This is a genomic window from Arthrobacter subterraneus (assembly GCF_900099735.1).
Classification (GTDB): domain Bacteria; phylum Actinomycetota; class Actinomycetes; order Actinomycetales; family Micrococcaceae; genus Arthrobacter_D; species Arthrobacter_D subterraneus.
Genome location: NZ_FNDT01000001.1, coordinates 272,282 through 291,992 on the forward strand (window position 1 = coordinate 272,282; position 19,711 = coordinate 291,992).

Below are 19,711 nucleotides of genomic sequence, written 5' to 3' on the forward strand. Positions count from 1 at the left end.
GGTTCCCCCGGATGCGCGAAGTAGGGCCATAATGGTCGTTATGTCGTGGTCTCAGAGGCATGTCCCCAGTGTTCTGTGCGCGTGCCAGGCGACATCATGAGTGAACGCGTGATGTACCTGAAAGCGAAGCACCTCTATTCAACCCTGCACTACCGCACGCGGATCGGGTTATGTGAGCTGCCGCTGGCGCTCCTTGTAGCCATCATCGCGACCATCGTCTCCATCACTGCGCCCTCCCTGTTCACCAATCCCCTGTTCCTCGGCGGACTCGTGCTGCACGCTGGACTGCTCGCCGCGAGCTTCCTGACCCCGTGGGAGAGATTCCGGCCGGGCTCCTACGTGATCATCCCGCTGCTTGACTTTGTGGCCATCGGCCTGACCCGTAACGGCTCGGTGGACGTGCTGCCCGGGCTGAGCCTTCTGGCTATATTCCCCGTAATCTGGATTTCCGCATCGGCCATACGGACGAGGCTGAGCCTGCTCGCAAGTTTCCTGGGGCCCTTCGTCATCCTCGCGGTTCCCCCGCTCCTGGGATTCGCGCCCCCCAGCCAGTTCTGGACAGCCGTGCTCCTCGGCCTGGCAATGGCCACCGTATCCGTATCCCTCCGCTTCGCCAGCCTCAACTCTGACTACAGCCAGCGCAAACTCGAAGCGTCCAAGGCGGAAGTGGACCGGCTGCAGGGCGAGAACGCCGAACGCGCCCTGGTTCTCGAAGCCATTCTCGACACGATCGACGTCGGGCTGGTCGCCCTGGACGCACACGGCAACCGCACCCTTACCAACCGGCAGCAGCGGTCCTATGACCGCCTCGTCAAGGCCGGTGAACAGGACGACGACGGCGGCAGCCACCTCTACGCGGCGGACAAATCCACTCCGGTACAGCCCAACCGGTACCCGGTACATCGCGCGGCGGCCGGCGAGACCTTCGCCAATTACCTCGTGTGGATCGGTCCGAAGGATTCACAGCGCGCCGTGATGACCGCCGCAACCGCCATAAAGGACGGCGATGAGCAGTTCGCCGGATCGGTGATTGTCTCCAGCGACGTCACCGATATGGTCGAGGCGCTCCGCGCCAAAGAGGACTTTGTGTCGAACGTGTCACACGAGCTGTGGACGCCGCTCACCTCGATCATCGGTCACCTTGACCTGGTGCTGGATGACGAGGACCATGCCCTGCCGACCGACACCGAACGCCAGCTCTCGGTGGCCCGCCGCAACGCCGAACGGCTGTACGCGCTGGTGTCCAACCTGCTTGCCTCGGCGTCCGGGGCGGCCAGCGTTCACCTGCGCCCCACCGACCTCACGGGTCTGGTCGAGAACAGCATCGAATCGGCCGGTCCGCAGGCTGCAGATACAGGGGTCAGTCTGAAAGCGGATGTCCCGGACATCCTCTGGACCAGCTCCGACCCCTTGCGGATCCGGCAGGTGATCGACAATCTTCTGTCCAACGCGATCAAGTATTCGCCCGACGGCGGAACCGTCACCGTACGGGCCCGCGAAGAGTGCGGCTCGGCCCTGCTCGAGGTGCAGGACACGGGCATCGGCATGTCCCCGACCGAGACCAAGCTGATCTTCGGAAAGTTCTTCCGCACGGAGGCCGCCCGTCAATCCACTATCCCCGGCGTTGGGTTGGGCCTGTCAATTACCAAGGCGATTGTCGACAGCCACGGCGGAACCATCCGCTGCACCAGCCAGCCGGGCGCGGGAACCACGTTTACGGTGACGCTGCCGCTGCACCGACCGGAACAGAACTAACGCGGCGCGGGGCGTAGCTTTCCGCTGACGTCGGGCACCCCAGCCCCCGGGATAATGGCGAACCTCAGTCCACCGGTAAGGTCACCGAGATGTTGTCCCCTGTTGAATGGCGACCACCTCGTCGGCTAGTTGCTGTCCCATACCGCTACTATGCGCGCGGGTTCTTGGCATTTTCTGGGGACACGCTCTGACCGACCGAGCTGATCTCAGGGCTCCCGCCTGGCACGGGTGAGTTCCGCGCGGAGTGCCAGCTCGGCGGCGTCGTCGGGGTAGCGCACTTCCTCCAGCACCAGCGGGTGAGCCGGTGCGAGAACTGACCGGGCATCCTTGCGGCGGGAATGAAGCCGCTCCCCCAGCCACTCGGGCGGCTCTTCGCCGCTGCCGACGCGCAGCGCCGATCCGATGAGCGCACGCACCATGTTGTGGCAGAACGCGTCCGCCTGGACAGTGGCGCGGAGGACGCCGTCAACCTCGCGTTCAAACTCGAAACGCTGGAGTTCGCGGACAGTTGTGGCGCCGGGGCGTGGCTTGCAGAAGGCGCGGAAGTCCTGCAGGCCCAGCAGCGGCTGTGCGCCTGAGTTCAGGAGCCGCTCATCGAGTTCCTCGGAGTGCCAGAGCACAGTGCCGCGGCTCAGCGGATCCTGCAGTTCGGAGCGGTCCGCGATGCGGTAGCTGTAACGGCGCCACAGGGCGGAGAACCGTGCGTCGAAGCCGGCGGGCGCCAGGCTGACGGCGCGCACCACTATGGGCGATGCCGGGTTCGCAGCGTAGACAGTACGGGCGGCTGCGTTGGGCGGCAGGTACCGGTTGACGGTGGCCTGGAGGCGCCGCTTCAGGGCCGCTGCGGGATCGATCTCCCGTCCGCGGCTCAGAGCAGACCACTCCGCAGGGTCCAGGTCGATGTGGGTGACCTGACCGCGGGCGTGGACGCCGGCGTCGGTCCGGCCGGCCACCGTGAGGCGGACGTGGCGCCGGAAAAGCAGCTCAAGCCCGGATTCGATGGTTCCCTGAACGGTCGGCAGACCGGGCTGGACGGCCCAGCCGGAGAAGGGACCGCCGTCGTACGCAAAATCGATCCGGACACGCAGATGCCCGCCATCCGCGGACGGAATGGCGGGCATCTGTTCGTTCATGTGTGTCAGAAGGTGCGCAGAAGAACTACTTCTTCTCGTCTGCTTCCGGCACGGAGCCTTCTTCGATCACAACGGTCTCTTCAGCGTCGCCTTCGGTGGCGCTGACCGTGGTGTCTTCAGCAGCTACCTCGTCAGCCGAAGCTGCCGAGGGAGCGGACTCAGCCGACTCTGCTGAATCAGCCGACTCCGGCGAATCCGCGGACTCAGCCGACGCAACCGGAGCGGCAGCTGCAGCGTCGCGGGCAGCGGCGTTGCCTGCAGCCTGCTCGGCTTCACCGACGACGGCCTGCTTGGCGGAAACCGCCTCCAACACCAGCTCAATGACAGCCATGGGAGCGTTGTCGCCCTTGCGGTTGCCGATCTTTGTGATGCGGGTGTAGCCACCGTTGCGGTTGGCGACAGCGGGTGCAATGTCCGTGAACAGCTCGTGGACAACGCCCTTGTTGCTGATGACAGCAAGGACGCGACGGCGCGAGGCGAGGTCACCCTTCTTGGCGAAGGTGATCAGGCGCTCGGCGTACGGGCGCAGCCGCTTTGCCTTGGTCACCGTGGTGGTGATGCGCTTGTGCTCGAACAGCGAGGCGGCCAGGTTGGCGAGCATCAGGCGCTCGTGCGCCGGACCGCCACCGAGGCGTGGGCCCTTTGTTGGTGTGGGCATGATGTTTTATCTCCTCATGAGTGTGCCCGAGGCCGCATCCAACGGCGGCGCCAGGTGTCTAACGTTTAGAGTTCGTCGTCGCCGTAGGCGGCGTCGTCCTCTTCAATCGCAGCAGCGCGGGCCGCAAGGTCGAACCCTGGAGGGGAATCCTTCAGGGACAGACCAAGCTCAACCAGCTTTGCCTTGACCTCATCAATGGACTTGGCACCGAAGTTGCGGATGTCCATCAGGTCAGCCTCGGAGCGAGCAACGAGTTCACCCACGGTGTGGATGCCCTCACGCTTGAGGCAGTTGTAGGAACGAACGGTGAGTTCGAGATCCTCGATCGGGAGCGCCATGTCGGCGGCGAGTGCGGCGTCGCTGGGCGACGGACCGATCTCGATGCCTTCAGCAGCGGTGTTCAGTTCGCGGGCAAGCCCGAACAGTTCAACCAGGGTGGTGCCGGCCGAGGCAACGGCGTCGCGCGGGGCGATGGCGTCCTTGGTCTCCACATCCACGATCAGGCGGTCGAAGTCGGTGCGCTGCTCAACACGGGTGGCTTCCACGCGGAAGGTCACCTTCAGGACCGGCGAGTAGATGGAGTCAACCGGGATGCGGCCGATCTCCGAGTCACCGGACTTGTTCTGCGAAGCGGAAACGTAGCCGCGGCCGCGCTCGATGGTCAGTTCGAGCTCGAACTTGCCCTTCGAGTTGAGGGTTGCGATGTGCAGGTCCGGGTTGTGGAATTCCACGCCGGCCGGCGGTGCGATGTCCGCTGCGGTCACGACGCCGGGTCCCTGCTTGCGCAGGTAGGCAACCACGGGCTCATCATGCTCGGAAGAAACCGCGAGGTTCTTGATGTTCAGGATGATCTCCGTGACGTCTTCCTTCACACCGGGAACGGTGGTGAATTCATGCAGGACGCCGTCGATCCGGATGCTGGTGACAGCGGCTCCGGGAATCGAGGAGAGCAGGGTGCGGCGGAGCGAGTTGCCGAGGGTGTAGCCGAAACCGGGCTCCAGCGGTTCGATGACGAACCGCGAGCGGTTGTCAGCGACTACTTCTTCAGTCAGGGTGGGGCGCTGTGCAATGAGCACTTACATTTCCTTTCAGGGAGCATCCGCTATATGACGCAACACAAATGGTGGAAAGGGAAAGCTAGAGAGCGGAACTCAGTAGCTAAACGACAGTCAGCCCCAGGGTGCCCGCACTTCGGTTGAAGCGCGGGCGCACCTGGAGCCAAGGAAGCTACTAGACGCGGCGGCGCTTCGGCGGGCGGCAGCCGTTGTGGGCGCTGGGGGTGACGTCCTGGATGGAGCCAACCTCGAGGCCGGCAGCCTGCAGCGAACGGATCGCGGTCTCGCGGCCGGATCCCGGGCCCTTGACGAAGACGTCGACCTTGCGGACGCCGTGCTCCTGAGCACGCTTGGCAGCAGCCTCGGCGGCAGTCTGCGCAGCGTAAGGGGTGGACTTGCGAGAGCCCTTGAAGCCAACCTCGCCGGCGGAGGCCCAGGAGATGACAGCTCCGCTGGGGTCCGTGATCGAGACGATGGTGTTGTTGAACGTGCTCTTGATATGCGCCTGACCGAAGGCGATATTCTTCTTGTCCTTGCGACGCGGCTTGCGCACCGCTCCACGAGTCTTGGGGGGCATTACTTCTCCTACAAAGGTTTTGGATGTTCAGGGCGGCTTAGGGGCCACCGCTGGCGAGGGTTCCCTGGCCGGACGAGCTCTTGCGAGTCGGGTTAGGGAGCCAGTGGGGACTTAGCGGCCGGCCTTCTTCTTGCCTGCGACGGTGCGCTTGGGGCCCTTGCGGGTACGCGCGTTGGTCTTGGTGCGCTGTCCGCGCACAGGAAGGCCGCGGCGGTGCCGGATGCCTTCGTAGCTGCCGATCTCAACCTTGCGGCGGATGTCTGCAGCTACCTCACGGCGGAGGTCACCCTCGACCTTGTAGTTGCCTTCAATGTAGTCGCGAAGCTGAACCAGCTCAGCGTCAGTCAGATCCTTGACGCGCGTCTCCGGGTTGATCCCGGTTTCTGCGAGCGTCTGGTCTGCACGGGTCTTGCCCACGCCGTAGATGTAGGTAAGCGCAATGACAACCCGCTTTTCGCGGGGGATGTCTACGCCAGCGAGACGTGCCATAGTGGCGGTTCTCCTTTTGGTGACCGGAGGTCTGAAACAGCGCGGCCCGGAAGATCCCGGTCCCCGGCCTCCGTACCGGGGGTGTGGGCGCATCCTTCCGGATGAGCCCTGCGCTGCTTTTTTACTGTGGTGTTACTACGCGTGGGTGACCCTCAAAAGAGGATTCAGCCCTGGCGCTGCTTGTGGCGCGGGTTTTCGCAGATTACGAGTACGTTGCCCTTGCGGCGAACCACCTGGCACTTGTCGCAAATCCGCTTCACGCTCGGCTGGACCTTCATGGTTTTCCTTTGCGTTTGTCTTATTTGTAGCGGTAGACAATACGACCCCTGGTGAGGTCATAAGGGCTGAGTTCCACTACCACCCGGTCCTCGGGGAGGATTCGAATGTAGTGCTGACGCATCTTTCCCGAGATGTGGGCTAGAACAATGTGTCCGTTGGCCAACTCAACGCGGAACATCGCGTTGGGCAGAGCCTCGTTCACAGTGCCTTCAATCTCAATGACACCGTCTTTCTTGGCCATATCCTCCGCTAACTTCTGTGCCGCCACTTGCGGGGCGGACGGTCTTGGGTTTTGATTGTCTACATCCTTTGCCCGTGCTATTCGCCAGGCCCGCCCAGAATTGGGCACAGGGGAAGAGACAACCAACGGACAACTCTACGCTATGGCCGTCCAGATGTTAAATCGCTGCACGGGCCCACGGCGCCGTGAATAGACCCGGCGGAACGCCGTCGGAAAGGCCCGGGACGGCTAGCCCTTGGAGCGCTTCCAGAAATGGTGCGCGCGGTGACCATCATCCGTGTGCACCACCAGGACCGGACAGGAGGCATGCGAAACGCATGCTGAGCTCACCGAGCCGAGATGCAGCCCCATGAAACCGCCATGGCCGCGCCTGCCCACCACAAGCATCACTGCGTCTGCACTCGCTTCGACCAGTTTGGCCGGCGCTGGACCGCGGATAAGTTCCTGGCTGACATTGACCGCAGGCTCGGGCCCGAACGCCCTGCCGAGCGCCGCCGTGAGCGCGTTTCCCGCTGAGGCTTCAAAAGCGTCAAGGTCAGGCGGGATGTAGTCGGCGTACATCTTCGGGAAGTCCCAGCACGCCACCGCATGAACCCTCGCATCCAGCGCGGGCGCCATTCGCGCCGCAAGATGCAGCGCCTGAATTGAGCAATCAGAGCCGTCCACGCCAACCACGATTTTCGCTTCGGGGCTTTCCATCGCCGTTCTCCTTCTCCCCCGTCCGTTCAACGGTGAATCCAAGGGTGTTGCTGACCATAGACCCGGCCCGCATGCCCGTCAAGAGAGAGAATTTTGAGCCGGCCCGGCTGGCGCCCTAAAGGAGAGGAACCGGCGTAACGCCCAGTTCCGCAAGCCGAGCAGCGCCGCCGTCAGCGGCTGTGAGGACCCAGATACCGCCGTCGTGCACAGCCACGGTGTGTTCCCACTGGCTGGCCCGCTTGCCGTCGACAGTGACAACGGTCCAGTCGTCGTCGAGCGTGGCAGTCTCAAGCCGGCCCTGGACCAGCATCGGCTCGATCGCCAGGCACAGACCGGGCTTGATCTTGGGACCCCGGTGACCGCTGCGATAATTGAGCACGTCCGGTGGCTGATGCATCTGGGTACCGATCCCGTGGCCGACGTAATCCTGCAGGATCCCCAGCGCCGGGCCCTCGACGGAGGAGACGTAGTCATCAATGGCGGACCCGATGTCGCCGACGAACTTGCCGGTGGCGAGAGCAGCGATCCCCCGCCACATGGCTTCCTCGGTGACACGGGACAGCCGGACGTCCTCGGGACGGGGATTCCCGACTATGACGGTGCGGGCGGAGTCCGAGTGCCAGCCCCGGATCACGGCGCCGCCGTCAATCGAGATGATGTCGCCGTCCTGCAGCACGTAGTCGCCTGGGATGCCGTGCACCACCTCGTGGTTCACGGAGGTGCAGATACTGGCGGGGAAGCCGTGGTATCCAAGGAAGTTGGACGTGGCACCGGCTTCCTTGAGAACCGCGGCGAACACACCATCCAGCTCGCGGGTGGAGACGCCCACCCGGGCAGCCGCCACCGTCTCGTCCAGGGCGCCGGCGAGCACAATGCCGGCTTTCCGCATGGTCCGGATCTGATCGGCCGACTTGTACTCGACCCGCTGCTGGCGGAACATTCCGGCTACCGCGTTACTTTCAGGGCAGACATGACGCGCTCGGTCACTTCATCGATGGCGCCGATGCCGTCCACCCGGGTGACAATGCCACGGCTTTCATACTGCGAAACGACGGCTTCGGTCTGCTCGTGGTACAGGTCAAGGCGGTGCCGGATGACAACCTCGTTGTCATCGGTGCGTCCGTCGAGGCGTGCGCGTCCCAGGAGCCGGCGCACCAGCTCCTCGTCATCCGCCGTGAGCTGGAGGACGACGTCGAGGGTCGAGTCATTCTCGCGGAGGATGTCATCCAGCTCGGTCACCTGTGCCGCCGTGCGGGGGTAGCCGTCAAGCAGGAATCCGTCCTGGACGTCTTCCTCAGCCAGCCGCGCGCGGACCATGCTGTTGGTGACGCTGTCCGGGACAAAGTCACCGGCGTCCATGTACTTCTTCGCCTCGACGCCGAGAGGCGTTTCATTCTTCACGTTTTCGCGGAAGATGTCGCCGGTGGAGATAGCCACCACACCCAGCCGTTCCGAGATCCGGGCGGCCTGCGTTCCCTTGCCCGAGCCGGGCGGTCCAATGATGAGCATCCGTGTCATCGCAATAACCCTTCGTAGTGGCGCTGCTGCAGCTGCGCATCAATCTGCTTCACCGTCTCGAGTCCAACGCCAACCATGATGAGGATGGAGGTGCCGCCGAACGGGAAGTTCTGGTTCGCATTGATGGCCACCAGCGCGATCAACGGGATGAGCGCAACAATGCCGAGGTAGATGGCGCCCGGCAGGGTGATGCGGGACAGGACGTACTGGAGGTACTCCGCGGTGGGGCGGCCGGCGCGGATGCCGGGGATGAAGCCTCCGTACTTCTTCATGTTCTCCGACACTTCCTCCGGGTTGAAGGTGATCGCCACGTAGAAGTAGGTGAAGAACACGATCATCGCGAAGTACAGCGCCATGTAGAGGGGATGGTCTCCCGTGGTGAGGTAAGTGGTGATCCAGTTGACCCATTCCGGCGGGGCAGTCTGTCCGTCGGTGGGTGTGTTGAACTGTGCGATCAGCGACGGCAGGTAGAGCATCGAGGACGCGAAGATCACGGGGATGACGCCGGCCATGTTGACCTTGATCGGAATGTAGGTGCTGCTGCCGCCAAGTGTACGGCGGCCGATCATGCGCTTGGCGTACTGCACCGGGACACGGCGCTGGGACTGCTCGACGAAGATCACGAGCATCACTACGAACAGGCCGATCACCAGGACGCCCAGGAACACGTTCCAGCCCTGCGTGCGCAGGATCTCGCCCAGCGACGTTGGGAACCCTGCAGCAATGGCGGTGAAGATGAGCAGCGACATGCCGTTGCCGACGCCGCGTTCGGTGATGAGCTCGCCCATCCACATGATGAGGCCGGTGCCGGCCGTCAGGGTGAGGATCAGCAGGATGATGGTGATGAGACTGTCATCCGGGATGATCGGAACCGGGCAGTTGCCCAGCAGCGCTCCCGACCGCGCCAGCGACACCAGCGTCGTGGCGTTGAGCAGACCGAGGGCGATCGTCAGGTAGCGGGTGTACTGCGTGAGCTGTGCCTGCCCCTGCGCGCCTTCCTGGTGAAGCTCCTGGAAGCGGGGAATGACAACACGGAGCAGCTGGGTGATGATGCTGGCCGTGATGTAGGGCATGATTCCGAGGGCGAAGACGGACACCTGCAGCAGCGCACCGCCGCTGAAGAGATTAACGAACTGGTAGAGGCCGCCCTCTGTATTGCCGAGCTGCAAACACTGCTGCACGTTGCCGTAGTCAACACCGGGCGCCGGGATGAAAGCACCCAGACGGAAGATGGTGATGATTCCCAGCGTGAACAACAGCTTGCGCCGCAAGTCTGGCGTCCGGAAAGCCCGGCCAATAGCGCTAAGCAAGCGTCCTCCTGATTAAGTCTTAGTGGCCCTTCACGGGCGATACACACCAACCGAGTCTAGCGGCTGGAGCCGGGCGTACGAGAACCCAGGGCAACGATAGCGCCCGTTAAAGGAAACAGACTCCTGGTGAGCCGGGAATCCCGGCCTCCCAAGAGTCTAATTGCTTCATGAGCCAGATCACAGTCGGCTCCCCTGCCGCCGTCGTCCGGATGCCCGAGGGCTACCGGTACGACGGCGGCGGGATGCCGTGCTGGAACTACGGTGCCGAGACCGTGCCGCCGGCGGCGGTGATCTTCTCGGCAGCGCTGGCGGACACGGCGTGGACCTTGACGTCCACCTTGACCGCGATGTCGCCCGTTCCCAGCACCTTGACGAGCTGGTTCTTGCGCACTGCGCCCTTGGCGATCAGGCTGTCCACCGACACCTCGCCGCCTTCGGGGTAGAGCTCGTTGAGCTTGTCCAGGTTGACTACCTGGTACTCAACGCGGAACGGGTTCTTGAAGCCGCGCAGCTTCGGCAGACGCATGTGCAGCGGAAGCTGGCCACCTGCGAACCCTGCCTTGACCGAGTAGCGTGCCTTGGTGCCCTTGGTGCCACGGCCTGCGGTCTTGCCCTTGGAGCCTTCGCCACGACCAACGCGGGTCTTGGCGGTCTTGGCACCGGGAGCGGGACGAAGGTGGTGAACCTTCAGCGCGTGGACGCGGGGCGTGCTCTCAGCGACTTCCTGAGCGGCAGCGGCCTTGGCAGCAGGCTTGCGGGCCGGCTTCTTCTCGGTGGATTCCTCCACCGTCTTCTTCTCTGCCATTACTTGGCCTCCTCAACCTTCACGAGGTGCGGAACCGTGTTGACCATTCCGACGGTCACGTCGTCAGCGTTGCGGACAACAGTGTGCCCGATCCGCTTCAGGCCGAGTGAGCGAAGGGTGTTCCGCTGGTTCTGCTTACCGCCGATAACGGACTTGATCTGTGTGATTTCCAGCTTTGCGGAGCTGGCAACCAGGCGCTTCGGAGTTGCCATTACGCACCTGCCTTCTGATCCTGCATTGCGCGCAGCATCGATGTGGAGGCAACCTCGTCCAGCGGAAGGCCGCGGCGTGCAGCCACCGCCTGCGGCTCTTCGAGCCGCTTCAGCGCGTCAACGGTTGCGTGAACAATGTTGATGGCGTTGGAGGACCCGAGCGACTTGGAGAGGACGTCGTGGATACCGACGCACTCCAGCACGGCGCGCACCGGACCACCGGCGATTACACCGGTACCGGGAGATGCCGGACGCAGGAGCACGACGCCGGCCGCTGCCTCACCCTGAACCAGGTGGGGAACGGTGCCGCCGATGCGGGGAACCTTGAAGAAGGTCTTCTTGGCTTCCTCGACCGCCTTGGAGATGGCCATGGGAACTTCCTTGGCCTTGCCGTAGCCGACGCCGACCATGCCGTTGCCGTCACCGACAACCACAAGTGCGGTGAAGCTGAAGCGCCGGCCGCCCTTGACGACCTTGGCGACGCGGTTGATGGACACGACACGCTCTACGAACTTGTCCTTGTCATCCCGACCGCCATCGCGACCGCCACGGCCACCATCGCGACCGCCACGGCCACCATCGCGACCGCCACGGCCACCATCGCGACCGCCACGGCCGCCGTCGCGACCACCGCTGCGCCCGCCGCGGCGATCGTCAGTGTTTGACGCCGTCCCGGTGGACTCGGCCGCGGGAGCTTCCGTTGCTGGCTGCTCAGCCTTTGCCGTATTCAATGAGGCTTCCTTTGCGTTGTTCTGCTCGGTCACAGTGCCAGCCCACCTTCACGTGCGCCGTCTGCGATTGCGGCAATCCGGCCGTGGTACTTGTTACCACCACGGTCGAAGACGACTGCCTCGATACCTACAGCCTTTGCACGCTCAGCGACGAGCTCGCCAACGCGCTTGGCCTTGGCAGTCTTGTCGCCGTCGAACGAACGCAGGTCGGCTTCGAGGGTCGACGCCGAGGCAAGGGTGATGCCCTTGGAATCGTCCACGACCTGCACGAATACGTGGCGGGCGGAACGGTTGACTACCAGGCGCGGACGGACCGCGGTACCGGTGATGCGCTTGCGGACCCGAAGGTGGCGCCGTCCGCGCTGGGCGGACTTGCTCTTCGAGATGCGCTTCTTGTTGATGCTCAGTGACATGGTTACTTACCAGCCTTTCCGACCTTGCGGCGAATAACCTCGCCCGCGTAGCGGATGCCCTTGCCCTTATAGGGATCCGGACGGCGCAGCTTGCGGATGTTCGCAGCAACTTCGCCGACCTGCTGCTTGTTGATGCCGGACACGGATACCTTGGTGGGGCTGTCCACAGTGAGCGTGATGCCCTCCGGAGCCTTGACGGCAACGGGGTGGCTGTAGCCCAGCGCGAACTCCAGGTCGGAACCCTTGGCCTGCACACGGTAACCGGTGCCGACAATCTCGAGGTTCTTCTTGTAGCCCTCGGTCACTCCAACAATCATGTTGGAGATCAGGGTGCGGGTCAGGCCGTGCAGCGAACGCGACTCGCGCTCGTCGTTCGGGCGGGAGACGGTGACCGTGTTTTCCTCAAGGGAAACCTGGATCGGGCTGGCAACAGTGTGGCTCAGCTCGCCCTTGGAACCCTTGACGGACACGAGGCTGCCGTCAACCTTGACCTCTACGCCTGCAGGCACGGTGATGGGGAGACGTCCAATACGTGACATGTTTCTTTCCCTTTCCCGTTACCAGACGTAGGCGAGGACTTCCCCACCTACACCCTTCTTGGCTGCCTGGCGGTCTGTGAGCAGACCGGAGGACGTGGACAGGATGGCAATGCCCAGCCCGCCCAGAACGTGCGGCAGGTTGGTGGACTTTGCGTAAACGCGCAGGCCCGGCTTGGAGATGCGCCGGATGCCCGCGATGGAGCGCGTTCGGTCAGGACCGAACTTGAGGTCGATGGTGAGCTTCTTGCCCACTTCTGCTTCCTCTTCCTTCCAGCCGGCGATGTAGCCTTCGGCCTTGAGGATGTCGGCAACGCGTGCCTTCAGCTTGCTGTACGGCATTGACACGGAATCGTGGTAAGCCGAGTTGGCGTTGCGGAGACGCGTGAGCATGTCTGCAACTGGATCTGTCATTGTCATTGGGCTCTAGCCCTTCCTCGTAACGGTTTCCGGACCCCGGTGAACTCCAGCGTCAGCTGGCAACCCCGGAACGGACCTGCAACGTAGTTGATTAGTCTTCGGATTTGAACGGGAAGCCGAGCGCCTTGAGCAATGCGCGGCCTTCGGCGTCAGTCTTGGCAGTGGTCACTACGGTGATGTCCATGCCGCGGACACGGTCAATCTTGTCCTGGTCGATCTCGTGGAACATGGACTGCTCCGTGAGGCCGAAGGTGTAGTTGCCGTTTCCGTCGAACTGGCGCCCGTTGAGGCCGCGGAAGTCGCGGATACGGGGCAGGGCCAGCGAGACCAGGCGGTCAACAAATTCCCACATGCGGTCGCCGCGCAGTGTTGCGTGCGCACCGATCGGCATGCCTTCGCGAAGCTTGAACTGCGCGATGGACTTGCGTGCCTTGGTGACCTGCGGCTTCTGGCCGGTGATCTGGGTGAGGTCGCGGACCGCACCGTCAATGAGCTTGGAGTCCTTGGCGGCATCTCCAACACCCATGTTCACAACAACCTTGACGAGCCGGGGAACCTGGTTGACGTTGCTGTAGTTGAACTCTTCCAGCAGCGTCGACTTGATCTCGGACGCGTAGCGGGCCTTCAGGCGGGGGGTGATCTTGGTTTCTACGGCTTCAGCAGTCATTACAGATCCTTCCCTGATGCCTTGGCGACGCGGATGCGGACCGTGCGCTCACGGCCGTCCCGCTCCACGGTTTCGGTGCGGTAGCCGACACGGGTGGGCTTCTTGCTCTCCGGGTCTACCACTGCGACGTTACTGATGTGGATGGATGCCTCAACGGTCTCGATGCCACCGGTCTTGGTGCCGCGCTGCGACTGCCCGACCTTGGTGTGCTTCGTGATGCGGTTGATGCCCTCGACCAGTACACGGTTGCTCTCAGGGAATACCTTGAGGACCTTGCCCTGCTTGCCGCGGTCTCCGCCGCGCTCCTGCTTGGCGCCGGTGATGACCTGAACGAGGTCACCCTTCTTGATCTTCAGCTTCGAACGGGTCTGAGCCATGACTACAGCACCTCCGGGGCCAGTGAAATGATCTTCATGAAGCGCTTGTCGCGGAGTTCGCGACCGACCGGACCGAAGATGCGGGTACCACGAGGATCGCCGTCACCCTTGAGGATCACGGCAGCGTTCTCGTCGAACTTGATGTAGGAACCATCCGCACGGCGGCGTTCCTTCTTGGTGCGGACGATGACGGCCTTGACCACATCGCCCTTCTTGACGTTCCCACCGGGGATAGCGTCCTTGACGGTGGCGACAATGACGTCACCAATTCCTGCGTAGCGACGTCCGGATCCGCCGAGAACACGAATGGTAAGGATTTCCTTAGCACCCGTGTTGTCGGCGACCTTGAGTCGCGACTCCTGCTGAATCACTATTTACTCCTTGCGTCGCGCTGGTTCTCAGACCGAAATCCTGCCTACGGAATGAGCCTTGCGGAACGGTTGATCGGGGTGTCTCTGGACCCACCTGGATTTTGCCAGTGGAGGGCCTAAACGCCCGTGCCCAAGGCATTTGCCTCCCAGGCGCGGGATGCGCAGGGAAGTACTATGCCGGAGCACGATTGTTTACGAGGTTTCATGATGCGGGCGCGAAGGCGCCACACAAACTCAATATCTTAGCACGGATCCCACAGCGAAGATTCGCGCAGGTGTGGCGACCCAGCACAGTGGAAAGTCGCCACACCTGCGCAAATCTTCCGGACATGCGAACGGTCCCCCGTTCAGAAGAACGAGGGACCGCAGGCTGTTGGTGCTCGAGAGGGCCTACTTGGCCTTCTCGATGACCTCCACCAGGCGCCACCGCTTGGTAGCGGACAGCGGCCGGGTTTCGCTGATCAGGACCATGTCGCCGACACCGGCGGTGTTCTGCTCATCATGGGCCTTGACCTTCGAGCTGCGGCGGATGACCTTGCCGTAGAGGCCGTGCTTGACGCGGTCCTCCACCTCAACGACGATCGTCTTCTCCATTTTGTCGGAGACGACGTAGCCGCGGCGGGTCTTGCGGTAACCGCGCTTTGAGGACTCCAGTACGGTAGCCTCGTTCTTCTCTTCACTCATTTGGCATCCTCCTCAGAAGCCTGTGTTTCCACGGACTCTTCGTCCTTCGTGGAGGCCTTCTTGGATTTCTTGCCGGCCTTTTCCGTCTTTGCTTCTTCAACCGGGGCAACGACGTCGGGCCGAATTCCCAGCTCACGCTCGCGCAGCACGGTGTAGATGCGAGCAATATCCCGCTTTACAGCGCGCAGGCGGCCGTGGTTTTCAAGCTGACCGGTGGCCGACTGGAAGCGCAGGTTGAACAGCTCTTCCTTAGCCTTGGCGAGTTCCTCCACCAGACGGTCCCTATCGAACCCATCCAGCTGGTCGGTTGCCAGTTCCTTTGAACCGAGTGCCATGACTATTCACCACCCTCACGACGCACGATGCGTGCCTTCAACGGCAGCTTGTGGATCGCCAGGCGCAGGGCCTCGCGAGCTACCTCTTCATTGACACCGGAGAGCTCAAAGAGAACACGGCCGGGCTTGACGTTGGCGACCCACCACTCGGGCGAACCCTTACCGGAACCCATACGGGTTTCGGCAGGCTTCTTGGTCAGCGGACGGTCAGGGTAGATGTTGATCCACACCTTTCCGCCACGCTTGATGTGACGGGTCATGGCGATACGCGCAGATTCAATCTGACGGTTGGTGACGTATGCCGGGCTCAGAGCCTGGATACCCCACTCACCGAAGCTGACCTGCGTGCCGCCGGTGGCAGCGCCCGAGCGACCCGGGTGGTGCTGCTTACGGAATTTCACTCGACGTGGGATAAGCATTTAAGCCTGTCCTCCTTCCGCTGCAGCAGCGGACTCAGCCGGTGCGGACTCGGCGGGAGCGGCGTTAGCCTCACCCTGACCGGCACCGCGATCGGCACTACGACGACGGCGGTCACCGCGGTCCGGGCCGGCCGGGCCGCGTCCGGGGCGGTCCCCGCCACGGCCACGCGACGGCGCGGCAGCTGCCTGGGCAGCCAGTTCCTTGGCGGTGATGTCGCCCTTGTAGATCCAGACCTTCACACCGATGCGGCCGAAGGTGGTCTTGGCTTCGAAGAAGCCGTAGTCGATGTTCGCACGCAGGGTGTGCAGGGGCACACGGCCTTCGCGGTAGAACTCCGAACGGCTCATTTCAGCACCGCCGAGGCGGCCTGAGCACTGTACGCGGATACCCTTGGCACCGGCACGCTGTGCCGACTGCATGGCCTTCTTCATGGCGCGGCGGAATGCCACACGCGAAGAGAGCTGCTCAGCAATGCCCTGGGCAACCAGCTGCGCTTCGATCTCGGGGTTCTTGACCTCGAGGATGTTCAGCTGGACCTGCTTGCCGGTGAGCTTCTCCAGCTCGCCGCGGATGCGGTCCGCTTCGGCGCCGCGGCGGCCGATCACGATGCCCGGACGCGCAGTGTGGATATCCACACGGACGCGGTCGCGGGTGCGCTCGATCTCAACCTTGGCGATGCCTGCGCGGTCCATGCCCGTGGACATGAGCTGGCGGATCTTGATGTCCTCGCGGACAAAGTCCTTGTAGCGCTGGCCCGGCTTGTTGCTGTCAGCAAACCAGTGTGACCTGTGGTCAGTGGTGATGCCGAGTCGGAACCCGTGCGGGTTTACTTTCTGTCCCACTTAGCGGTCCTCCACTTTCTCAGGGGTAGCGACAACAACAGTGACGTGGCTGGTCCGCTTGTTGATGCGGTAGGCGCGGCCCTGGGCACGCGGCTGGAACCGCTTCATCGTGGGACCTTCATCGACGTATGCTTCGCTGATGATGAGGTCGCCTTCGTCGAATGCAACGCCGTCGCGGTCCGCGAGGACACGGGCGTTGGCAACTGCCGACTGAACTACCTTGAATACCGGCTCCGAAGCTGCCTGGGGGGCAAACTTCAGGATTGCCAGAGCCTCATTCGCTTGCTTACCACGAACAAGGTTGACGACGCGCCGGGCCTTCATAGGCGTTACGCGCAGATGACGCGCAATAGCCTTGGCTTCCATTGCTTTCCTTCTCTCGTCTTAGCCGTAGAAACAGGCGCCTTAGCGGCGCTTGCCCTTGCGGTCGTCCTTCACATGGCCGCGGAATGTCCGCGTCGGAGCGAATTCGCCGAGCTTGTGCCCGACCATCGACTCGGTGACAAACACCGGAATGTGCTTGCGCCCGTCGTGCACGGCAATCGTGTGGCCGAGCATGTCCGGGATGATCATGGAACGGCGGGACCACGTCTTGATGACGTTCTTGGTGCCCTTCTCGTTCTCGCGGTCCACCTTGACGAACAGGTGCTGATCGACGAAGGGGCCTTTCTTCAGGCTGCGTGGCATGTTTCCAGGCTCCTATCGCTTGTTCTTGCCGGAACGACGGCGACGCACAATGAGCGAGTCGCTTTCTTTGTTGGGACGGCGGGTACGGCCTTCGGCCTTACCGTTCGGGTTGACCGGGTGACGTCCACCGGAGGTCTTGCCTTCACCACCACCATGCGGGTGATCAACAGGGTTCATTGCAACACCACGGACGGTCGGGCGAACGCCCTTCCAGCGCATGCGGCCTGCCTTGCCCCAGTTGATGTTCGACTGCTCGGCGTTGCCGACCTCGCCGATCGTGGCGCGGCAGCGCACGTCAACGTTGCGGATTTCACCGGACGGCAGGCGAAGCTGCGCGAAGCGGCCTTCCTTGGCGACCAGCTGGACCGAAGCGCCGGCCGAGCGGGCCATCTTGGCACCGCCGCCGGGACGCAGCTCCACAGCGTGGATAACGGTACCCACGGGGATGTTGCGCATCGGCAGGTTGTTGCCGGGCTTGATGTCGGCACCGGGGCCGGCCTCAACGTTGTCGCCCTGCTTCAGCTTGTTCGGCGCGATGATGTAGCGCTTCGTGCCGTCCACGTAGTGCAGGAGCGCAATGCGCGCGGTGCGGTTGGGATCATATTCGATCTCTGCAACGCGTGCGTTGACGCCGTCCTTGTCGTGGCGACGGAAGTCGATGAGACGGTACTGACGCTTGTGTCCACCACCCTTGTGACGGGTGGTGATCTTGCCGGTGTTGTTACGGCCGCCCTTTTTGGGGAGCGGACGCACCAGGGATTTCTCCGGCGTCGACCGTGTGATTTCTGCGAAGTCGGCAACGCTCGAGCCGCGACGGCCCGGGGTTGTCGGCTTGTATTTGCGGATAGCCATTTTTCAGTTCCTCGTTAAAGTGGTCTCCGCCCTAGCTGAGCGGACCGCCGAAGATGTCGATCGTGCCTTCTTTGAGGGTGACGATTGCGCGCTTGGTGTTCTTGCGCTGCCCCCATCCAAAGCGGGTGCGCTTGCGCTTCCCTGCACGGTTGATGGTGTTGATCGAGTCGACCTTGACGGAGAAAATCTTCTCCACGGCCAGCTTGATCTCGGTCTTGTTGGAGCGCGGGTCGACCAGGAAGGTGTATTTGCCTTCGTCGATCAGGCCGTAGCTCTTTTCCGACACGACGGGTGCAATGACGACGTCGCGAGGATCCTTGGTGATGGAGCCACTCACTTGGCGTCCTCCTCAGTTGTAATGCCGGCGGCCTGAGCCGCTCCAACAAAAGCGTCGTAGGCGGCCTTCGTGAAGATCACGTCGTCCGAAACAAGAACGTCGTAAGTGTTCAGCTGGTCCACGTACAGGGTGTGGATGTCGGCGAGGTTGCGCACGGAGAGTGCGGCCACGTCGTTTGAACGCTCGATGACGAACAGCAGGTTGGGCCGCTCCGAGATGCCGCGCAGGGCAGCGATGGCTGCCTTGGTGGACGGCTTCTCATTTCCTACCAGCGACTCGATGACGTGAATGCGTCCGTTGCGTGCCCGGTCGGAGAGGGCACCGCGCAGTGCGGCTGCCTTCATCTTCTTGGGGGTGCGCTGGCTGTAGTCACGCGGGGTGGGACCGTGGACGATGCCACCACCGGTCATGTGCGGCGCGCGGATCGAGCCCTGGCGTGCACGGCCGGTGCCCTTCTGCTTGAACGGCTTGCGTCCGGCTCCGCTGACCTCGGCGCGTGTCTTGGTCTTGTGCGTACCCTGACGGGCGGCAGCAAGCTGGGCCACGACGACCTGGTGCAGCAGCGGAACGTTTGTCTGTACGTCGAAGATCTCGGCGGGGAGATCAACGTTTACGGTCTTGGCAGCAGTATCGGTAGCCATGACTATGCTCCCTTCACGGCGGTGCGTACGAGGACGACCTGGCCGCGGGCGCCGGGGACGGCGCCCTTGATCAGCAGCAGCGACTTCTCAACGTCCACGGCATGAACCGTGAGGTTCAGCGTGGTCTGACGAACGGCACCCATGCGGCCTGCCATTTTCATACCCTTGAAGACGCGGCTGGGGGTGGATGCGCCACCGATCGAGCCGGGCTTGCGGTGGTTCTTGTGGGCACCGTGGGACGCACCGACGCCGTGGAAGCCGTGACGCTTCATGACACCGGCGAAGCCCTTGCCCTTGGTCTTGCCGATGACGTCGACCTGCTGGCCGGCTTCGAACAGCTCGACGGAGAGTTCCTGGCCGAGGGCGTAGGAGTCGACGTCGGACGTACGGAGCTCAACGACGTGGCGGCGCGGCGTGACGCCGGCCTTCTCGAAGTGGCCTGCGAGCGGCTTGGTGACCTTGCGGGGATCGATCTGGCCGAAGCCGATCTGGACGGCGCTGTAGCCGTCAGCGTCCGCGGTGCGCAGCTGCGTGATGACGTTGGAGTCAGCCTGCAGGACGGTCACCGGTACGAGGCGGTTGTTTTCATCCCAGACCTGGGTCATGCCGAGCTTGGTAGCCAGCAGGCCCTTGACCTGGCGCGTAAGCGAAGTAGACATAGTTATCT

Annotated in this window: 31 protein-coding genes; 1 reads left to right on the forward strand and 30 read right to left on the reverse strand. The window is 63.1% G+C overall.

Annotated elements, in window-relative coordinates:
- The first annotated feature begins 96 nt into the window (after positions 1-96).
- Positions 97-1,755: a PAS domain-containing sensor histidine kinase gene (locus BLS52_RS01220; RefSeq protein WP_245702645.1), complete on the forward strand. Its 1,659-nt coding sequence runs from the start codon at positions 97-99 to the stop codon at positions 1,753-1,755.
- A 206-nt stretch (positions 1,756-1,961) separates the two neighbouring features.
- Here BLS52_RS01220 and BLS52_RS01225 read toward each other — a convergent pair whose 3' ends face one another.
- The 30 genes from BLS52_RS01225 to rplC form a co-directional block, all read right to left on the reverse strand.
- The gene (locus BLS52_RS01225) at positions 1,962-2,888 is read right to left on the reverse strand and encodes a tRNA pseudouridine synthase A (protein ID WP_090584218.1); all 927 of its coding nucleotides are present in this window, start codon (positions 2,886-2,888) and stop codon (positions 1,962-1,964) included.
- Between the two features lie 25 nt (positions 2,889-2,913).
- On the reverse strand, positions 2,914-3,546 hold the full coding sequence (rplQ, locus tag BLS52_RS01230; protein WP_026545638.1) for a 50S ribosomal protein L17: 633 nt from the start codon (positions 3,544-3,546) through the stop codon (positions 2,914-2,916).
- A gap of 65 nt (positions 3,547-3,611) precedes the next feature.
- Positions 3,612-4,622 (reverse strand): DNA-directed RNA polymerase subunit alpha, encoded by a 1,011-nt coding sequence (locus tag BLS52_RS01235; protein ID WP_026545639.1) that lies wholly within the window; start codon positions 4,620-4,622, stop codon positions 3,612-3,614.
- 154 nt (positions 4,623-4,776) lie between these two features.
- Positions 4,777-5,178 (reverse strand): 30S ribosomal protein S11, encoded by a 402-nt coding sequence (gene rpsK / locus BLS52_RS01240; RefSeq protein ID WP_026545640.1) that lies wholly within the window; start codon positions 5,176-5,178, stop codon positions 4,777-4,779.
- A gap of 111 nt (positions 5,179-5,289) precedes the next feature.
- Positions 5,290-5,667 carry a 30S ribosomal protein S13 gene (rpsM, locus tag BLS52_RS01245; RefSeq protein ID WP_026545641.1) on the reverse strand — a complete coding sequence of 126 codons (378 nt, stop codon included), beginning with the start codon at positions 5,665-5,667 and terminating at the stop codon, positions 5,290-5,292.
- A gap of 164 nt (positions 5,668-5,831) precedes the next feature.
- A complete protein-coding gene (rpmJ, locus tag BLS52_RS01250) occupies positions 5,832-5,945 on the reverse strand; it encodes a 50S ribosomal protein L36 (protein ID WP_024475611.1) in 114 nt (37 codons plus the stop codon).
- Positions 5,946-5,965: 20 nt separating this feature from the next.
- Positions 5,966-6,187: a translation initiation factor IF-1 gene (gene infA / locus BLS52_RS01255; protein WP_019481515.1), complete on the reverse strand. Its 222-nt coding sequence runs from the start codon at positions 6,185-6,187 to the stop codon at positions 5,966-5,968.
- A 228-nt stretch (positions 6,188-6,415) separates the two neighbouring features.
- A complete protein-coding gene (locus BLS52_RS01260; protein ID WP_090584219.1) occupies positions 6,416-6,886 on the reverse strand; it encodes a universal stress protein in 471 nt (156 codons plus the stop codon).
- 115 nt (positions 6,887-7,001) lie between these two features.
- Positions 7,002-7,826: a type I methionyl aminopeptidase gene (gene map / locus BLS52_RS01265; protein WP_090584220.1), complete on the reverse strand. Its 825-nt coding sequence runs from the start codon at positions 7,824-7,826 to the stop codon at positions 7,002-7,004.
- A gap of 5 nt (positions 7,827-7,831) precedes the next feature.
- Positions 7,832-8,404 (reverse strand): adenylate kinase, encoded by a 573-nt coding sequence (locus tag BLS52_RS01270; protein ID WP_026545644.1) that lies wholly within the window; start codon positions 8,402-8,404, stop codon positions 7,832-7,834.
- Positions 8,401-9,714, reverse strand: a complete 1,314-nt coding sequence (secY, locus tag BLS52_RS01275) for a preprotein translocase subunit SecY (protein ID WP_090584221.1) — start codon at positions 9,712-9,714, stop codon at positions 8,401-8,403. The genes BLS52_RS01270 and secY overlap by 4 nt, the downstream gene beginning before the upstream one ends.
- A gap of 256 nt (positions 9,715-9,970) precedes the next feature.
- Positions 9,971-10,519 (reverse strand): 50S ribosomal protein L15, encoded by a 549-nt coding sequence (gene rplO, locus BLS52_RS01280; protein ID WP_084033815.1) that lies wholly within the window; start codon positions 10,517-10,519, stop codon positions 9,971-9,973.
- Positions 10,519-10,731, reverse strand: a complete 213-nt coding sequence (gene rpmD / locus BLS52_RS01285; RefSeq protein WP_026545647.1) for a 50S ribosomal protein L30 — start codon at positions 10,729-10,731, stop codon at positions 10,519-10,521. The genes rplO and rpmD overlap by 1 nt, the downstream gene beginning before the upstream one ends.
- Positions 10,731-11,462 carry a 30S ribosomal protein S5 gene (rpsE, locus tag BLS52_RS01290; RefSeq protein WP_245702671.1) on the reverse strand — a complete coding sequence of 244 codons (732 nt, stop codon included), beginning with the start codon at positions 11,460-11,462 and terminating at the stop codon, positions 10,731-10,733. The genes rpmD and rpsE overlap by 1 nt, the downstream gene beginning before the upstream one ends.
- A 29-nt stretch (positions 11,463-11,491) precedes the next feature.
- Positions 11,492-11,875, reverse strand: coding sequence for a 50S ribosomal protein L18 (rplR, locus tag BLS52_RS01295; protein ID WP_090584223.1), 384 nt, complete (start codon positions 11,873-11,875; stop codon positions 11,492-11,494).
- A gap of 2 nt (positions 11,876-11,877) precedes the next feature.
- Positions 11,878-12,414, reverse strand: a complete 537-nt coding sequence (rplF, locus tag BLS52_RS01300) for a 50S ribosomal protein L6 (RefSeq protein ID WP_026545650.1) — start codon at positions 12,412-12,414, stop codon at positions 11,878-11,880.
- An 18-nt stretch (positions 12,415-12,432) separates the two neighbouring features.
- A complete protein-coding gene (gene rpsH, locus BLS52_RS01305) occupies positions 12,433-12,831 on the reverse strand; it encodes a 30S ribosomal protein S8 (RefSeq protein WP_026545651.1) in 399 nt (132 codons plus the stop codon).
- Positions 12,832-12,922: 91 nt separating this feature from the next.
- Complete coding sequence (gene rplE / locus BLS52_RS01310; protein ID WP_026545652.1) at positions 12,923-13,498, reverse strand: 50S ribosomal protein L5; 576 nt, start codon at positions 13,496-13,498, stop codon at positions 12,923-12,925.
- Entirely contained in the window at positions 13,498-13,875 is a 378-nt protein-coding gene (rplX, locus tag BLS52_RS01315; protein WP_026545653.1) for a 50S ribosomal protein L24, read from the reverse strand. The genes rplE and rplX overlap by 1 nt, the downstream gene beginning before the upstream one ends.
- A 2-nt stretch (positions 13,876-13,877) precedes the next feature.
- A complete protein-coding gene (gene rplN / locus BLS52_RS01320) occupies positions 13,878-14,246 on the reverse strand; it encodes a 50S ribosomal protein L14 (RefSeq protein WP_026545654.1) in 369 nt (122 codons plus the stop codon).
- 390 nt (positions 14,247-14,636) lie between these two features.
- Positions 14,637-14,930 carry a 30S ribosomal protein S17 gene (gene rpsQ, locus BLS52_RS01325; RefSeq protein WP_026545655.1) on the reverse strand — a complete coding sequence of 98 codons (294 nt, stop codon included), beginning with the start codon at positions 14,928-14,930 and terminating at the stop codon, positions 14,637-14,639.
- Positions 14,927-15,265, reverse strand: a complete 339-nt coding sequence (gene rpmC / locus BLS52_RS18965) for a 50S ribosomal protein L29 (protein ID WP_026545656.1) — start codon at positions 15,263-15,265, stop codon at positions 14,927-14,929. The genes rpsQ and rpmC overlap by 4 nt, the downstream gene beginning before the upstream one ends.
- 2 nt (positions 15,266-15,267) lie before the next feature.
- Positions 15,268-15,684 carry a 50S ribosomal protein L16 gene (gene rplP / locus BLS52_RS01335; protein WP_026545657.1) on the reverse strand — a complete coding sequence of 139 codons (417 nt, stop codon included), beginning with the start codon at positions 15,682-15,684 and terminating at the stop codon, positions 15,268-15,270.
- A complete protein-coding gene (gene rpsC, locus BLS52_RS01340) occupies positions 15,685-16,527 on the reverse strand; it encodes a 30S ribosomal protein S3 (protein ID WP_026545658.1) in 843 nt (280 codons plus the stop codon).
- The gene (gene rplV, locus BLS52_RS01345) at positions 16,528-16,893 is read right to left on the reverse strand and encodes a 50S ribosomal protein L22 (protein ID WP_026545659.1); all 366 of its coding nucleotides are present in this window, start codon (positions 16,891-16,893) and stop codon (positions 16,528-16,530) included.
- A gap of 39 nt (positions 16,894-16,932) precedes the next feature.
- The gene (gene rpsS, locus BLS52_RS01350; RefSeq protein ID WP_011692805.1) at positions 16,933-17,214 is read right to left on the reverse strand and encodes a 30S ribosomal protein S19; all 282 of its coding nucleotides are present in this window, start codon (positions 17,212-17,214) and stop codon (positions 16,933-16,935) included.
- Positions 17,215-17,226: 12 nt separating this feature from the next.
- Positions 17,227-18,066, reverse strand: a complete 840-nt coding sequence (gene rplB, locus BLS52_RS01355) for a 50S ribosomal protein L2 (RefSeq protein ID WP_026545660.1) — start codon at positions 18,064-18,066, stop codon at positions 17,227-17,229.
- Between the two features lie 31 nt (positions 18,067-18,097).
- On the reverse strand, positions 18,098-18,403 hold the full coding sequence (gene rplW / locus BLS52_RS01360) for a 50S ribosomal protein L23 (protein WP_026545661.1): 306 nt from the start codon (positions 18,401-18,403) through the stop codon (positions 18,098-18,100).
- Positions 18,400-19,044 carry a 50S ribosomal protein L4 gene (gene rplD / locus BLS52_RS01365; protein ID WP_035779226.1) on the reverse strand — a complete coding sequence of 215 codons (645 nt, stop codon included), beginning with the start codon at positions 19,042-19,044 and terminating at the stop codon, positions 18,400-18,402. The genes rplW and rplD overlap by 4 nt, the downstream gene beginning before the upstream one ends.
- A gap of 2 nt (positions 19,045-19,046) precedes the next feature.
- A complete protein-coding gene (gene rplC / locus BLS52_RS01370; protein WP_026545663.1) occupies positions 19,047-19,703 on the reverse strand; it encodes a 50S ribosomal protein L3 in 657 nt (218 codons plus the stop codon).
- Between the last annotated feature and the right edge of the window lie 8 nt (positions 19,704-19,711).

Bases quoted from the DNA above. Each gene is read 5' to 3' on its own strand.
- BLS52_RS01220 (WP_245702645.1), top strand. From the start codon at position 97: ATGAGTGAACGCGTGATGTACCTGAAAGCGAAGCACCTCTATTCAACC.
- rpsM (WP_026545641.1), bottom strand. From the start codon at position 5,667: ATGGCACGTCTCGCTGGCGTAGACATCCCCCGCGAAAAGCGGGTTGTC.
- map (WP_090584220.1), bottom strand. From the start codon at position 7,826: ATGTTCCGCCAGCAGCGGGTCGAGTACAAGTCGGCCGATCAGATCCGG.
- rplO (WP_084033815.1), bottom strand. From the start codon at position 10,519: ATGGCAGAGAAGAAGACGGTGGAGGAATCCACCGAGAAGAAGCCGGCC.
- rpmJ (WP_024475611.1), bottom strand. From the start codon at position 5,945: ATGAAGGTCCAGCCGAGCGTGAAGCGGATTTGCGACAAGTGCCAGGTG.
- rpsQ (WP_026545655.1), bottom strand. From the start codon at position 14,930: ATGAGTGAAGAGAAGAACGAGGCTACCGTACTGGAGTCCTCAAAGCGC.
- rplB (WP_026545660.1), bottom strand. From the start codon at position 18,066: ATGGCTATCCGCAAATACAAGCCGACAACCCCGGGCCGTCGCGGCTCG.
- rplF (WP_026545650.1), bottom strand. From the start codon at position 12,414: ATGTCACGTATTGGACGTCTCCCCATCACCGTGCCTGCAGGCGTAGAG.
- BLS52_RS01260 (WP_090584219.1), bottom strand. From the start codon at position 6,886: ATGGAAAGCCCCGAAGCGAAAATCGTGGTTGGCGTGGACGGCTCTGAT.
- rplC (WP_026545663.1), bottom strand. From the start codon at position 19,703: ATGTCTACTTCGCTTACGCGCCAGGTCAAGGGCCTGCTGGCTACCAAG.
- rplE (WP_026545652.1), bottom strand. From the start codon at position 13,498: ATGACTGCTGAAGCCGTAGAAACCAAGATCACCCCCCGCCTGAAGGCC.
- rpmC (WP_026545656.1), bottom strand. From the start codon at position 15,265: ATGGCACTCGGTTCAAAGGAACTGGCAACCGACCAGCTGGATGGGTTC.
- rpsK (WP_026545640.1), bottom strand. From the start codon at position 5,178: ATGCCCCCCAAGACTCGTGGAGCGGTGCGCAAGCCGCGTCGCAAGGAC.
- rplD (WP_035779226.1), bottom strand. From the start codon at position 19,044: ATGGCTACCGATACTGCTGCCAAGACCGTAAACGTTGATCTCCCCGCC.
- rplX (WP_026545653.1), bottom strand. From the start codon at position 13,875: ATGGCTCAGACCCGTTCGAAGCTGAAGATCAAGAAGGGTGACCTCGTT.
- infA (WP_019481515.1), bottom strand. From the start codon at position 6,187: ATGGCCAAGAAAGACGGTGTCATTGAGATTGAAGGCACTGTGAACGAG.
- rpmD (WP_026545647.1), bottom strand. From the start codon at position 10,731: ATGGCAACTCCGAAGCGCCTGGTTGCCAGCTCCGCAAAGCTGGAAATC.
- rplR (WP_090584223.1), bottom strand. From the start codon at position 11,875: ATGTCACTGAGCATCAACAAGAAGCGCATCTCGAAGAGCAAGTCCGCC.
- rpsH (WP_026545651.1), bottom strand. From the start codon at position 12,831: ATGACAATGACAGATCCAGTTGCAGACATGCTCACGCGTCTCCGCAAC.
- BLS52_RS01270 (WP_026545644.1), bottom strand. From the start codon at position 8,404: ATGACACGGATGCTCATCATTGGACCGCCCGGCTCGGGCAAGGGAACG.
- rplQ (WP_026545638.1), bottom strand. From the start codon at position 3,546: ATGCCCACACCAACAAAGGGCCCACGCCTCGGTGGCGGTCCGGCGCAC.
- rplP (WP_026545657.1), bottom strand. From the start codon at position 15,684: ATGCTTATCCCACGTCGAGTGAAATTCCGTAAGCAGCACCACCCGGGT.
- BLS52_RS01225 (WP_090584218.1), bottom strand. From the start codon at position 2,888: ATGAACGAACAGATGCCCGCCATTCCGTCCGCGGATGGCGGGCATCTG.
- rpsS (WP_011692805.1), bottom strand. From the start codon at position 17,214: ATGCCACGCAGCCTGAAGAAAGGCCCCTTCGTCGATCAGCACCTGTTC.
- rplV (WP_026545659.1), bottom strand. From the start codon at position 16,893: ATGGAAGCCAAGGCTATTGCGCGTCATCTGCGCGTAACGCCTATGAAG.